Genomic DNA, 14107 nt, shown 5'->3' on the forward strand with positions numbered 1-14107 from the left:
CAAGTCTAGGGCGAGCGGATGCCGCGGCCTCTCCGGGCAGCGCGGGCGTGCCTCGCCGCTTCCCGGAGTCAGGGGCGCATCAGCGCGAGCACCACCGCGGTGAGCGGCAGTGCGTCGGTCGTGCTCCGGATGATGTCGGGCGTCACCATGAGGACGTTGACGCCGTCGGTCGCGACGATCACGGAGCCGGATCCCTCGTAACGGTCGAGCCCGGGGGCGACGACGGCGGCCTGTGCCCCGTCGACCGTCACCGGCTGCGCGTCCGTCGCGTCGAGCGCCGTCTGGAATGCGATCGCGCCGCCGGGGACGACGTCGACCCGGACGACCTCACCCGAGGTCGTGTCCCCGCTCCCCGAGGTGAAATGCAGCTCGCACCAGTTCGTGACGCCCGCGAAGAGCGCGATGCCCTCCAGTCGCTCGGTCGCCTCGCCGCCACTGCTCTGTCCGAGCAGTGCGATCCGCTCGAAGCCGTAGACCGCCGGGTCGATGGATGCGACGATCGCGGCGCAGTCGGGCAGCGCCCACCACTCGGCCGTACGGGCCGCGGGGCTCGGGGCCGGGTGATCGGCCAACCGGCGCGACGCCTCCGCGAAGAGCCCGGCCACACCGGCCGCCGTCACGGAATCCTTCTCGCCCCCGGCACGGACGACCATCCAGGTGCCGCCGACGACGCCCGCCTCCGTGCACTCGACGCGCGTCCCGTCCTCCGTGACGGGCACGCACCCGGTCGCGGTGCCGGACCGCAGAGCGTCGCCGACCACGGCCTCGGGATAGGCCATCAGGTGTGCGGTGGCCGCCAGGTACACGCCGTCCGAGACCCAGACGCAGTCGATGCCCCCGAGGACCTCGTTCGCGCCGGTCTTCCAGCGGTAGTCCGACAGCATCATGTCGATCTTGGCGACCGCCTCCACGTCCGCCTCGTCGAGCGCGTTCTCGCATTCTCCGGCGAAGGGAGTGACGCCCGCAGCCGGCGCAGACGGAGTGCTGGGTGCGGGTGTCGGAGTCGGCGTCGGGGTGGGCGTCGACTCGGGGGTCGGCGAGGGAGACGGCGTCGGCCGGGTCTCGCTCGTCGTCGGCGCGGGCGCCGGCCGCGCGTCGGACCCGAGCAGGGCGGCGGTCGTGATGGCTCCGCCGCTCACCACGCCGATCAGCACGAGCGCGATCGCGCCGGCGGCGATCCGCATCTGGCGCTTGCCCGCGGGGCGGATGCGCTGCGCGCCCGCCAGAACGAGATCGCGCATCTCGATGCGCTCGTTCGGGGTGAGGTCGTCGTTCATGCCCATGCTCCCTCGATCGAAGCCATGTCTTCGCGTAGCTTTGCCTTGGCGCGGGCGAGCCGCGACTTCACGGTGCCCACAGGGATGCCGAGTGTCTCGGCCGCCGCCCGGTCGGGATAGCCCTCGAGGACGGTCAGTACGACGACGCTCTGCTCGCGGGCGGGCAGTCTCTTCAGGGCGGCGAGCACACCGGTCTCGTCCGGACCCTCCGGTGCTCCAGGGTTCGCCGCGACCGGCGTCCGGGCGAGGAGCGACCGGTAGCGGCGGCCGGAGCGCTCGAGATTGCGGGCGCAGTTCGAGACGGTGTTCAGCAGCCACGGCAGTGGCGAGCCGTCCACGAGGCGCACCGATTCGCGCTTGCGCCAGAGTTCGAAGAACCCGATCGTCACCGCATCCTTGGCGTCCTCTCGCGCTGTGAGCAGACGGCGAGCGTGCCGGAAGAGACGTGCCTCGTGGCGGTCGAACAGCATCGCCAGCGCGGCCTCGTCGCCGGCCAGGACCCGCTCCCAGAGGGAGGCGTCGTCATCTTCCATACTCTGTAGTGTCCGGGTTCGCGTGGATGGTTCATATCCCATTGGGCGGCGGCCGGAGAAGCGCGAGATCATTCCGCCTGCCGCACCATCGGCCCGGTCGTCTGCCTACACTGAGCGGGTGCCCGCACGTCGCCCCAGAGTGGTCCCGGCACGGGCCCACGACGACCTGACCGAATCGCTCGCGCAGCTGCGGACGGAGCTCGACCTGCAGGCCGGCTTCCCGGCGGAGGTCGAGGCCGAAGCACAGCAGGCGGTGCGCAGCGTCCCGACCGAACCGGCGGCCGCGCAGCTCGACGACCTGCGCGACATCGAGTTCCTCACGATCGACCCCGCGGGCTCCACGGATCTCGATCAGGCGCTGCACCTCGAGCGCACGGCGACGGGCGCGGTGCTCCAGTACGCCATCGCCGACCTGCCCGCCTTCGTGGCACCGGGTGGCGCCGTCGACGGCGAAGCGCGTCTGCGCGGGCAGACGCTGTACGCGGCCGACGGCCGGATCCCGCTGCATCCCGTCGCCCTCAGCGAGGACGCGGCCTCGCTGCTGCCGGGGCGGGAGAGGCGTGCGTTCGTGTGGCGTTTCGTGCTCGACGATGGCGCACGCCCGGTCGAGACCACCCTGCGCCGCGCGGTGATCCGCTCCCGCGCCCAGTGGACCTACGTGGATGCGCAGGCCGCCATCGACACCGGCACCGCGCCGGAAGCGCTGCGAGCGCTCGCGTGGTTCGGGCCGCTGCGCCGGGAACGCGAGGCGGAGCGCGGCGGTGTGAGCCTCAACGTTCCGCAAGCCCGCATCGTCGCCGACGATCACGGATACCGCCTCGAACGGGAGGCGCCGCTCGCCATCGAGGACTGGAACGCGCAGGCCTCCCTGCTGACGGGCATGGCGGCGGCAGAACTGATGCTCCGCGGTGGCGTCGGCATCCTCCGCACCATGCCCGCCGCTGAGCCCGATGACATCACCGCGTTCCGTGCACAGACGGTGGCGCTCGGCATCCCCTGGCCGGAAGACGTCTCGTACGGCGACTATCTGCGCTCACTCGACCGCGATCTGCCGGCGGCGCTGGCGATCCTGGATGCCGCTGCCGGGCTTTTCCGCGGCGCCGGCTACGTGGCCTTCGACGGCGACCCGCCTGCCGATCCTCTGCAGGCAGCGATCGGTGCGCCGTACGCGCACGCCACCGCTCCCCTGCGCCGACTGGTCGATCGCTGGTCGCTCGTCACGTGCGAAGCGCTGGCGAATGGGCGTGAGGTTCCGGAGTGGGTGCGCGAGACCCTCCCCACCCTTCCGAAGATCATGGCTCGTAGCGACGGCGTGGCGAACCGGCTGGATGCCGCCACGCTCGACAGGGTCGAGGCCGCGCTGCTCTCACGGCACGAAGGGCAGGTCTTCGAGGCGGTGGTGCTCGGCCGGCGCAACGACGGCGCTCGGGTGCAGCTGACCGATCCTCCGGTGACAGCGAAGGTGACCGGCCTCGACGCCGCCCCGGGCGAGACGGTGCACCTGCGTCTCACGCGCACCTCGATCGCGACCGGCACGATCGTGCTGGAGCCGACCGCCTAGCCTCGTGTCGCAACGCTGGGCGCCGGTGAACCGGTCGCTCGTCAGCGCGAGCGGCGACCCGCGTGGAGCACCTCGCGCACCACGAGCCCGGCCACGAGAGCCCAGAACGCCGCGCTGACACCCGCGATGGCGACCCCCGACGCCGCGACGAGGAACGTCACCACGGCGGGCAGCCGCTCCCCCGGGTCGTCGATCGCCTGCTGCACGGCCGACCCGAAGGCGCCGAACAGCGCGATGCCGGCGACCGCCGGGATGACGGCCTCCGGAGCGACCACGACCAGCGCTACCAGCGCCGCCGACAGCCCGCCCAGCACGATGCCGGCGGCGCCGGTCGACACGCCGGCGATCCAGCGTCGCTTCGGATCGGGATCGGCGTCGGGCGCCGCGGCGAGCGCCGCGCTGATCGCCGCGAGGTTGATCGCGTGCCCGCCCGCCGTCGCGCCGATCGCGGTGCCGACGCCGGTGACGAGCATCGCCGGCCGCCACGGCACCTCGTAGCCGAAGCTGCGCATGATCGCGACGCCCGGCACGTTCTGCGACGCCATCGTCACCAGGAAGAGCGGCAGCGCGAGGCCGACGACGGCTCCGAAGGTGAGCGTGGGCGCCGTGAGCTCGAGCCGCGGCACGAAGAGCGCCGGGTCGATCGTCGCGCCCGTGACGGCGACATCCACCCCCACGACCACGGATGCCGCGACGAACGCGAGCGGCACGGCCCACCGGGGTGCGATCCGCACGAACACCAGCCACGTCACCACGACCGGCACGACGCCCCACGGGTTGACCACGAGGCCCGTGACCGGCGCGAGGCAGAGCGGAAGCAGCACGCCCGCGAGCATCGCCTGGGCGATGGAGGGCGGGATCCGGGCGATGAGCCGGCCGAGCTGCGGCCACAGCGCGGTCAGCAGGATGAGCGCCGCCGTCACCAGGAAGGCCCCGACCGCCGCCGGCCATCCGCCCTCGACCGAGCCCGTCGCGGCGAGCACGGCGGCGCCGGGTGTGGACCAGGCGACCGTGATCGGCATCCGGTACCGCCAGGCGAGGAGGATGGCCGAGGTGCCCATGGTGAGGCACAGCACCAGCAGTCCGCTCGCCGCCTGGGCGCGCGTGGCGCCGACCGCGTCGAGCCCCGTCAGCACGACCGCGAACGAGCTCGTGACACCGACCAGCGCCGTCACGATCCCCGCGACGATGGGGCGCGAGAGGGGCGCGACTGCCTCCGAAGGCGCGGCGGCGCTCATGCGTTCTGCCGACCGCGGTAGACGGCGGTCCGGAGCTCGACCTCCCAGACGTCGCGCGCGGGCATCCCGACCTCGTGCGCGACGGCGACCTCGGCGTCGACGTCGTACGGCACGCGCACGAAGCGCACCTCGAACGGCGCGGGCGCGGTCGCGCCGAGCACGCCCTCGAGGATCACGTAGCTCGGCGTCGGCTCGTCGAGCGGATTGCCGACGCTTCCGGTGTTGAAGAGCGTGCGGCCGTCGCGCGACTCGAGGTACGCATCGTGGACGTCGCCGTAGCCCACGACCGTCGGTGCCGGGCCGTCGCCCGTCATGGCCGTGGCGCGGAACATGCCGTCGAACTCTTCATCGGTGTGATGGAAGCGCACCCGCACATGCGGGCTCGCGGCCGACGCATGGAACAGCCGGATGCGGCGGCCGCTCATCACGAGGTCGTGGCTGAGCCCGAGACTGCCGAGCCACTGCCGCTGTGCGGCAGAGAGCTCGTCCCGCCACCACCGCATCTCCTCCGGCTGGTCGTCCCCGACGGTGCCGATGAAGTCGTCCCAGTTGCCGCGGATGTTGACCTCGCACACCTCGCGCAGCCGGTCGCAGGCGGCCGCACCCCGCGGGCCCTTGCCGATGTTGTCGCCCAGATTGAAGATCCGACGGATGCCGTGTCCGGCGATGTCGTCGAGCACCGCCTCCAGCGCAGTCAGGTTGCCATGGACGTCGGAGATGACGGCGATCCGGTCGAGAGGCACCTTCGGATCATGCCACGGCTGGCGGAGCGAGAGCGGTGTCAGCGCTCGAACTCGGCGAGCGCGTCGGCGATCATGCGGTGGCCCTGCGCCTCGAACGCCTCGTCGCCCACCTGATGCGCCCAGCAGGCGGTGCCGATGGCTTCCCGCAATCTCAGCAGGAGCCAGTGAGACGGCCCGGAGGCGCGGTCGGACGGGCCGGAGCCGAGCTTCGGATCGCGGCCGTACCCCTCGAAGAACGCGGTCTCGCAGGTGGGATTCTCACGCCATTCCTGCGCCGCGAGCCGCACGAAGTCCGTCGCGGCCGGGCGGAAGGCGAACCTGCCGAAGTCGATCACCCGCACCACGCCGCCGTCCACGAGCCAGTTGCGGGGCTGCCAGTCCCCGTGCGTCGGAACGAGGTCGTCCTCGACCGGCGGCAGCGCGGCGAGCGCGTGACGCAGCCGTGCCTGCATTTCCGGCGCGATGGCGTCGGACGTGTCGAGCCAGCGCAAGGCGCGACGCGTGGCAGCGGCATCCGTTCCGTCCGACGGGCGGGAAGCCTGGTCGTGGAACCGCCGCAGGAGCTCTCCCGCGCGCCGGTGCACCCCCGGGTCCACTCCCGCAGGCGTCCGGTACGCGAGCACGCCGGGCAGCCAGTCGAGCACCAGCACACGTGCCGCGCGGTCGGCGTGCAGCAGAAGCGCCGCATGCCCGCCGTGCTGCCACGGTGAGACGAACCCGCCCTCATGAGCGTCGAGCTCGCGACCCATGTGGTGGTCGGCGTCGCCGGACGCCTTGACGATCAGCTCCCGCTCGGCGTGCCGCACCCGCAGCACGACTGTCTCCACCTGGTTCCAGCTGAGGTCGGCGACGACCTCGGCTCCCGGCAGCCACTCGTCGACCCGAACCCGCTGCACGGCCGAGAGCCGGCCGAAGCCCATCAGGACGTGACGACCTGCGCTGTGCCGACTGCCGCGTCAGGGCCCATCTCGGCGGCGAGGCGGTTCGCCTCCTCGATGAGGGTGGCGACGATGTCGGCCTCGGGGACGGTCTTGATGACCTGCCCCTTCACGAAGATCTGCCCCTTGCCGTTGCCGGAGGCGACACCGAGGTCGGCCTCGCGGGCCTCGCCCGGCCCGTTGACGACGCAGCCCATGACGGCCACGCGCAGCGGCACGGTCATGTCCTTGAGGCCCTCGGTGACGTTGTCTGCCAGCGTGTAGACGTCCACCTGGGCACGGCCGCACGACGGGCACGACACGATCTCGAGCTTGCGCTCGCGCAGGTTGAGGGACTGCAGGATCTGGTGGCCGACCTTGACCTCTTCGGCGGGTGGCGCCGACAGCGAGACGCGGATCGTGTCGCCGATGCCCTCGGCGAGCAGGATGCCGAACGCCGTCGCGGACTTGATCGTGCCCTGGAACGCGGGGCCGGCCTCGGTCACGCCGAGGTGGAGCGGCCAGTCGCCCCGCTCGGCGAGCAGGCGGTAGGCCTTCACCATGACGATCGGGTCGTTGTGCTTGACCGAGATCTTGAAGTCGTGGAAGTCGTGCTCCTCGAAGAGGGATGCCTCCCACACGGCGCTCTCGACGAGCGCCTCGGGAGTCGCCTTGCCGTACTTCTCGAGCAGGCGCCGGTCGAGCGAACCGGCGTTGACGCCGATGCGCAGCGAGACCCCGGCGGCCTTCGCCGCGGCGGCGATCGCGCCGACCTGATCGTCGAACTTGCGGATGTTGCCCGGGTTCACGCGCACCGCGCCGCAGCCGGCGTCGATGGCCTGGAACACGTACTTGGGCTGGAAGTGGATGTCGGCGATCACCGGGATCTGGCTCTTCGCCGCGATGATGTGCAGCACATCGGCGTCGTCCTGCGACGGCACCGCCACGCGCACGATCTCGCAGCCCGAGGCGGTGAGCTCGGCGATCTGCTGGAGCGTCGCGTTGATGTTGGTCGTCGGCGTCGTCGTCATGGACTGCACGCTCACGGGGGCGTCGCCGCCCACCAGCACCTTGCCCACCTTGATCTGGCGGGTCTTGCGACGGGGGGCGAGCGTTTCGGGGACCTTGGGCATCCCGAGATTGACGGCTGGCACGCCCCCAGCCTACGCGGCACGGAGCCCGCGGGGCCCGGCGTCGCCGGGGAGGAGCCTGCCGAAGTGCTGAGCGGATGCCGCGACCGATGAGACCCGCTCGCGTGCCGGCGCGTCGCGCAGACGGTGTATCTTCCCGCCATGAGCCTGAGCCACCACCTCGGACGCATGACCGGCAGGGACCCGAACGAGGCCCATCGGGCAGCGACCCCGCTGGAGCTGCTGTTCGACCTGACCTTCGTCGTCGCCTTCAGCCAGATCTCGTCGCAGATGGCCCACTACCTGGAGCTCGGCCACGTCTCCTCGGCCCTCATCGGGTTCGCCTTCGCGACGTTCGCCGTCACCTGGGCGTGGATCAACTACTCGTGGCTGGCGTCGGCGTACGACACCGACGACGCCTACTTCCGCGTCTCGACGCTGGTCGTGATGGTGGGCGTGCTGATCGTGGCGCTCGGCGTGCCGGACGTGTTCCACTCCATCGACGACGGCGACTATCTGAACAACACCGTCATGGTGGTCGGGTACGTCGTCATGCGCGTCGCGACCATCGCGCTCTGGATCCGCGCCGCCGTGCAGGACGAGAAGCGGCGCAAGACCTGCATGGCGTACATCGTGAACGTCTCCATCGCTCAGCTGGGCTGGATCGTCCTGATCTTCCTCAATCTGCCCGTCGGCACGACGTTGGTGTTCACCACGCTGCTCATGCTGTTCGAACTCGCGGGACCGCTGTTCGCCGAGAAGCGATTCGGACCGACGCCCTGGCATGCCCACCACATCGCCGAGCGCTACGGACTCCTCGTCATCATCACCCTGGGCGAGGTCATCCTCGGCACCATCCTCGCGATCTCCGCGGTCGTGCAGGACGACGTCTGGTCGCTGGAGGCCGCCCTCATCGCGTTCGCCGGGACCGCGCTGGCGTTCGGCATGTGGTGGAGCTATTTCGTCATCCCGTTCGGCGAGGTGCTCGCGCATCATCGCTGGCGCGGGTTCCCGTGGGGCTACCTGCACCTCTTCGTCTTCGGATCGCTGATCGCCGTGGGCGCCGGGCTCCACGTCGCCGCGAACGTCATCTCGCACCACGCGCACGTCGATGAGACGTTCGCCGTGCTGAGCATCGCGATCCCGGTGCTCGTCTACGAGACCTTCCTGTTCGGCATCTACGCGCTGACCGTCATGCAGTTCGACCCGTTCCACATCTGGCTCTACGTGGGCTCGGTCGCGTTCCTCGCCGCGAGTGTCGTGGCCGTCGTGGCCGGCGCGTCGCTCGGCGTGGCGCTGCTGCTCATCGCGTGCGCGCCCGCCGTGGTGGTGGTCGGCTACGAGACCGTCGGCTGGCGTCACGGAGCCGAGATCCTGGAGCGCGCGCGACAGACGTAACCTCGACGGCGGCGGCCGACGGGGGCCAGGAGCGGTGTGGTAGGTTCGGCGCATGTCCGCACGCCTCACCACCTGGTGGCTCACCGCATAGGCGGTGGGTTTCGCGCGACCCAGACCGCCCTCGGGGCGGTCTTCTTCTTCGTAAGGGATGCCTCCCCCACGACGAAAGAACCACAGCCATGACCGGGCCCGCCCACCCCTCGCTCCGCGAGATCGCCGACCGCGGCATACCCTTCGCCCTCATCGCCCGTGATGCTGCGACCGTCGAGCTGCTCACGGGAGACGTCGTCGACGTCGACCTGCTGTCCGACATCCCGCTCACCGATGACTCGGGAGCACCGCGAGAGGTGCTGGCCCTGGTGCCGTTCCGACAAGTCCGCGAGCGCGGGTTCGAGTGCCACGACGACGGAGCACCGCTGCGCTGCCTCATCGTCCGCGAGCGGACAGCGCTCCCCCGCGACGAAGCTCTCGCGCAGCTGCCCACCGAGCCGGTCGCGCTGCAGGACGCGGGCTTCGACATCGCCGACGAGGAGTACGCCGACATCGTGCGGCGGGTGATCGCCGACGAGATCGGGCGCGGCGAGGGCGCCAACTTCGTCATCCGCCGCGACTTCACCGCGGGCGTGTCGACGGACGCCGCCACCGCCGCCCTCACGTGGTTCCGGGCTCTCCTCGAGCACGAGCGCGGCGCCTACTGGACCTTCGCGGTCGTCACGCCGGGCCACGTGGCCGTCGGCGCGAGCCCCGAGGCGCACGTCAGCGCCCGTGACGGCGTCGTCACCATGAACCCGATCTCGGGGACGTTCCGCCACCCCGCCGGGGGCGCGACCGCCGAGACGCTCACCGAGTTCCTCCGCTCCACGAAGGAGACCGAGGAGCTGTTCATGGTCGTCGACGAGGAGCTCAAGATGATGAGCGCCGTCTGCTCCGACGGCGGCCGCATCACGGGCCCGCACCTTAAGGAGATGTCGCGGCTCACCCACACCGAGTACGTCCTGCGGGGACGCAGCCGGCTGGATCCGCGCGACATCCTCCGCGAGACGATGTTCGCGCCGACCGTGACCGGCTCACCCATGCAGAATGCGTGCACGGTCATCAGCCGGCACGAGACGACGCCCCGCGGCTACTACTCCGGCGTGGCGGCGCTGTTCACCCCCCGCCTGACCCTCGCGGCCGACGAGGCGACGCACGACCTCGACGCCCCGATCCTGATCCGCACCGCGTACCTTCAGGACGGCCGCCTGCGCGTCCCGGTCGGTGCGACGCTCGTCCGCCACTCCGACCCCTACGGCGAGGTCGGTGAGACGCACGGGAAGGCGGCCGGAGTGCTCGGCGCGATCGGCGCTGTGCCCCGTGACGCCGCAGCAGAAGCCGCCGTCGCCGCGCCGGCGAAGGGCACCGTGGCGAATGGCACCGTGGCGAATGGCACCGTGGCGAACCTTGCGGTGGCGGACGTCGCAGCGGCACACGTCATCGACGAGGACGCCCCCGCCCCCGCCCCGCGCCGGCTCGCCGACGACCCGGCGATCGCCGAGCTGCTGGCCTCGCGCAACGGGCGCCTCGCCGAGTTCTGGCTGAACCCGCAGGGCGCCGATGGTCCCGCGCCGTTCGCGGGCCGGTCGGCACTCGTCGTGGACGCCGAGGATCGCTTCACCACGATGCTCGCGCATCAGCTCCGCCATCTCGGACTCGAGGTCGAGATCGCGCCGTGGGACGCGGTCACCGACGCCCAGGTCGATGGGGCCGAGCTGCTGGTCTCCGGGCCGGGGCCGGGCGACCCGCGTGACGCGTCGAGCCCCCGCATCCGCCGCATGCGCGAGGTCGTCGCGCGACGACGCGAGGCCGGCCGGCCGCTCCTCGCGGTGTGCCTCAGCCACCAGATCCTCGCCGACACGTTCGGGATCGGTCTGGCACCGCTCGACGCGCCGCACCAGGGACTTCAGAAATCCGTCGACGTGTTCGGGATGCCCGCATCCATCGGCTTCTACAACACCTTCACAGCCCGCGTGCCCGCCGGCACCACGCGCGCGGGCGAGGCGGAGATCGCGGCCGACGCCGCGGGCGATGTCTACGCGCTGCGCGGTCCGGGCTTCGCGTCGGTGCAGGGGCACCTCGAGTCGATCCTGTCGCGCGACGGCATGACGACGCTGCAGCGCCTGGTCGCCCAGGCCCTCACGCCCGTCACCGCCTGAGCCGGGGCATCCGCCGCTCCACGGCATCCGTCCGCCCGCGGGAGCCCCCCTCCCCGCGGTGCCGTGCGAAATATACCCTCTCGCGATTCCCTGGCACCGGAGTCGCGAGAGGGTATATTTCCGCGTCAGATGAGCGAGACGGGGTTGAACAGGTCGGCGAGGATCAGGATGCCGCCCATCACCAGCAGTGCGATGAAGACGGCGAAGGTCACCGGCACGAGCTTGGTCGCATCGACCGGCTTCGGCGGCGGCCGGTTGAACAGCTTCGCCCACGCGCGCTTGAGTCCGTCCCACAGCGCGACGGCGACGTGCCCGCCGTCCAGCGGCAGCAGCGGGATGAGGTTGAAGACGAAGAGGGCGATGTTGAGCGAGGCCAGGAGCGAGAGGAACCCCGCGACCCGATTCAGGATCGGCGAGTCCGCTGCGGCCACCTCGCCGGAGAGCCGCCCCGCCCCCACGATGCTGAGCGGGCCGTTCGGGTCGCGCTCTTCGCCGGTGACGAGGTCGACGCCCGTCTCCCACACCTTCGCGGGAAGCTGCCAGATGATCCCCGCGACGGCTCCGACGTTCTGCAAGGCCATCTGCGGTCCGGCCAAGATCGGCTGTGTGACGTAATCGACGGACGGGCCGATGCCGACGAAGCCGATCTCCTCGGTGCTGGTCGTGCCGTCGGCGGCCGTCACCTCGGCCTGGATCGCCGCAGGCGTCACCTGCAGACTCTGCTCGGTGCCGTCGCGCTCGACGACGAACGTCAGCTGCTCGCCGGGTGAGGAGCGGATGATGGCGGTCGCCTCGTCGAAGTCCGCGACCGGCTCGCCGTCGATCGACACGATCGTGTCGCCGGCCTGGATGCCCGCCTCTTCGGCGGGGGCGGCGGGCGCGGATTCGGCGCATTCGCTCGAGCTCGTGGTCGGGACGCACTCCGAGAGCCGGGCGACGGTGGTCGTCGCGGTCTGCACGCCGATGCCCGTCAGGAGGATCGCGAACAGCACCATGGCGAACAGGAGGTTCATGACCGGGCCGCCGAGCATCACGACGATGCGCTTCCAGACCGGCAGGCGGTAGAAGACGTGTGCGTCATCATCGCCGTGCACCGTCTCGTCGTTGGCGTCGCGGGCGTCCTGCACCATCGTGGCGAAGAAGCCGCCGGCGGCGCGTCCACCCCGGCTCGCGGCCTGGGGAGAGGGCGGATACATCCCGGCCATAGAGATGTAGCCGCCCACCGGGAAGGCCTTGAAGCCGTACTCGGTGCCGCGGATGCGTCGGGACCACAGCGTGGGCCCGAAGCCGATCATGTACTGGCCGACGCGGACGCCGAACTTCTTCGCGGGCCACAGGTGGCCGAGCTCGTGCAGCGCGATCGACACGGCGAGGCCCACGACCATGAGCACGACACCGATGACGAACGCGAGGATCTCCACACGCCCACGGTACCCGCGTGATGCTTTGAGTTGGGTGTGACGGTGCACGCGAGGGCTGCCGCGCTCCTCCCCTAAGCTCGAGGCGAGGAGGAGCCGTGACCCCACGCCACGTGCGCGCGCTGCGCGGCACTGCCGCTGCGTGGGTTGCCACCGTCGTCGCCGCCACTGCCCACACGCTCGCGGGCGGCGGAGCGCCCTCCCCCGCACTGGTGGCCGCCGTCGGCATCCTCGCCTCGCCGTTCGCTGTCGGCCTGATCGGGCGGCGCCTGTCCGCGTGGCGCGTGGGTGCGACCGTGCTCGCGAGCCAGGCGCTCTTCCACGTCGCCTTCGCCGTCACGGCCGACGCGGACGCTGCGGCGCTGCACGGGCACCACGTGACCCACCTCGGCGGCGATCTGAGCGCCCTCGTCGTCCCCGACGCACCCATGCTCGCCGCCCATGTGCTCGCCGCGTTCGGCACCGTCCTGGCACTCCACGGCGGAGAGCGGATGCTGCGCGCCCTGGGCAGCGGCATCCGATCGATCTTCACGCGGGTGCGGGGCATCGCGTCGCGTGTGCCCACGCCGAGGCTGCCTGCCGCGCAGGCACCCACGCGCGGTGCCGCGCCGCGCATCCTCCTGTCCGACGTCTCACGGCGCGGACCACCCGCCTTCGCCTGAGCGGCGCCTCGAGCGCCGCACCCGTCGCCGGCCGCGCCCGATGCGCACGCCGGATTCACCCGCGTACGCGCACTCGCCGCGACGCGTCGTTCGGCCGTCCGCGCCGACGACCTCGACGAAAGACGAAAGCACACTCATGACCACGCACTCCCCCCTGTCCCGCAGCCGCCGCATCGCGATCGGTGCGACCGCCGGCCTCGCCCTGGCGCTCGGCGCGCCACTCGCCGCGTCCGCGCACGTCCATGTGAACCCCGGGACGGCGTCCGCCGGCGGCACCGAGACGCTCGCGTTCTCGTTCTCGCACGGCTGCGACGGCTCCCCCACGACCGCCCTCGCCATCGACATCCCCGACGGAGTCGGCAACGTGACGCCGGCTGTCCAGGGCGGCTGGAGCATCACGCGCGAACTCGGCGCGGACGGCGTGCCGACCCGCGTCGTCTACACCGCCGCCACCCCCGTCGAGGACGGCCTCAAGGCGACCGTCTCGATGGATGTGCTCTTCACCGAGGACGCGGCCGGCACGACCCTCGCCTTCCCGGTGACCCAGACCTGCGCCGAGGGCGAGACGGCGTGGACGCAGATCGCCGAGGAGGGTGAGGACCCCCACGACCTCGACGCACCGGCGCCGCTGATCGAGGTGGGCGCCGTCGCGGCCGACACCGGCCACGACACCGCCGCGGCCACGCAGCACACGGCCGACGAGGACGCCGAAGCCAGCGCCGAGACGGCGGATGCGGCATCCGCCTCCTCGGCCGACCCGGTCGCCCGCTGGCTCGCCGCCGGCGGACTCGCCGCGGGGCTCGCAGCGCTCGTGATCGTCCTCGTGCGCGGCCGCCGCAAGGCCTGACCCGGCAGGGCCGTTGGCCCGCGGGCGAGGCACCGCCGCCCGCGGGCCCCTCTGCCCGGGCCGTTGAGCGAGCGAGGAACGAGCGAGACGAAACGCCTGAACCCACGAGCAAGCGCCGTTTCGTCTCGCTTCGCTCGCTCAACGACCGGACACGACGACACGCAAGGACTCCCCATGACCGACACGCTCGC

The 14107-nt window shown here is 71.7% G+C and carries 12 protein-coding genes; 5 read left to right on the plus strand and 7 right to left on the minus strand.

From position 1 onward, the window contains the following. Positions 1-68 precede the first annotated feature (68 nt). Entirely contained in the window at positions 69-1277 is a 1209-nt protein-coding gene (locus tag B2K11_RS09080) for a hypothetical protein (protein ID WP_163617953.1), read from the minus strand. Further along, a complete protein-coding gene (locus tag B2K11_RS09085) occupies positions 1274-1810 on the minus strand; it encodes an RNA polymerase sigma factor (RefSeq protein WP_163617954.1) in 537 nt (178 codons plus the stop codon). Before B2K11_RS09085 ends, B2K11_RS09080 begins: the two co-directional genes overlap by 4 nt. 118 nt (positions 1811-1928) lie before the next feature. On the opposite strand from B2K11_RS09085, the gene B2K11_RS09090 reads away from it, so the two are divergent. Beyond that, positions 1929-3371, plus strand: coding sequence for an RNB domain-containing ribonuclease (locus B2K11_RS09090; RefSeq protein ID WP_163617955.1), 1443 nt, complete (start codon positions 1929-1931; stop codon positions 3369-3371). 41 nt (positions 3372-3412) lie between these two features. Here B2K11_RS09090 and B2K11_RS09095 read toward each other — a convergent pair whose 3' ends face one another. The 4 genes from B2K11_RS09095 to ispG are packed head-to-tail and all read right to left on the minus strand — an operon-like array spanning position 3413 to position 7423. After that, positions 3413-4609 (minus strand): benzoate/H(+) symporter BenE family transporter, encoded by a 1197-nt coding sequence (locus tag B2K11_RS09095; protein WP_163617956.1) that lies wholly within the window; start codon positions 4607-4609, stop codon positions 3413-3415. Further along, positions 4606-5352: a metallophosphoesterase family protein gene (locus B2K11_RS09100; RefSeq protein ID WP_163617957.1), complete on the minus strand. Its 747-nt coding sequence runs from the start codon at positions 5350-5352 to the stop codon at positions 4606-4608. Before B2K11_RS09100 ends, B2K11_RS09095 begins: the two co-directional genes overlap by 4 nt. 38 nt (positions 5353-5390) lie before the next feature. Continuing rightward, positions 5391-6272, minus strand: a complete 882-nt coding sequence (locus B2K11_RS09105) for an aminoglycoside phosphotransferase family protein (protein ID WP_163617958.1) — start codon at positions 6270-6272, stop codon at positions 5391-5393. Beyond that, positions 6272-7423, minus strand: a complete 1152-nt coding sequence (gene ispG / locus B2K11_RS09110) for a flavodoxin-dependent (E)-4-hydroxy-3-methylbut-2-enyl-diphosphate synthase (protein WP_204260065.1) — start codon at positions 7421-7423, stop codon at positions 6272-6274. Before ispG ends, B2K11_RS09105 begins: the two co-directional genes overlap by 1 nt. A 138-nt stretch (positions 7424-7561) precedes the next feature. Between ispG and B2K11_RS09115 the strand changes: the two genes are divergently transcribed. Together B2K11_RS09115 and B2K11_RS09120 are read left to right on the plus strand one after the other, a co-directional pair. After that, entirely contained in the window at positions 7562-8797 is a 1236-nt protein-coding gene (locus tag B2K11_RS09115) for a low temperature requirement protein A (protein WP_163617959.1), read from the plus strand. Between the two features lie 179 nt (positions 8798-8976). Then, positions 8977-10989, plus strand: a complete 2013-nt coding sequence (locus B2K11_RS09120) for a chorismate-binding protein (protein ID WP_163617960.1) — start codon at positions 8977-8979, stop codon at positions 10987-10989. Between the two features lie 125 nt (positions 10990-11114). Here the strand turns inward: B2K11_RS09120 and B2K11_RS09125 are convergent, their stop codons facing one another. Continuing rightward, entirely contained in the window at positions 11115-12410 is a 1296-nt protein-coding gene (locus B2K11_RS09125; RefSeq protein ID WP_163617961.1) for a M50 family metallopeptidase, read from the minus strand. Between the two features lie 95 nt (positions 12411-12505). Here B2K11_RS09125 and B2K11_RS09130 point away from each other — a divergent pair, with 95 nt between their 5' ends. Both B2K11_RS09130 and B2K11_RS09135 read left to right on the plus strand, forming a co-directional pair. Further along, positions 12506-13069, plus strand: a complete 564-nt coding sequence (locus tag B2K11_RS09130) for a hypothetical protein (RefSeq protein WP_163617962.1) — start codon at positions 12506-12508, stop codon at positions 13067-13069. 136 nt (positions 13070-13205) lie between these two features. Continuing rightward, the gene (locus B2K11_RS09135; RefSeq protein WP_163617963.1) at positions 13206-13916 is read left to right on the plus strand and encodes a YcnI family protein; all 711 of its coding nucleotides are present in this window, start codon (positions 13206-13208) and stop codon (positions 13914-13916) included. Positions 13917-14107: the final 191 nt, after the last annotated feature.

It is taken from the genome of Microbacterium sp. B35-30 (assembly GCF_010634855.1).
Lineage (GTDB): Bacteria > Actinomycetota > Actinomycetes > Actinomycetales > Microbacteriaceae > Microbacterium.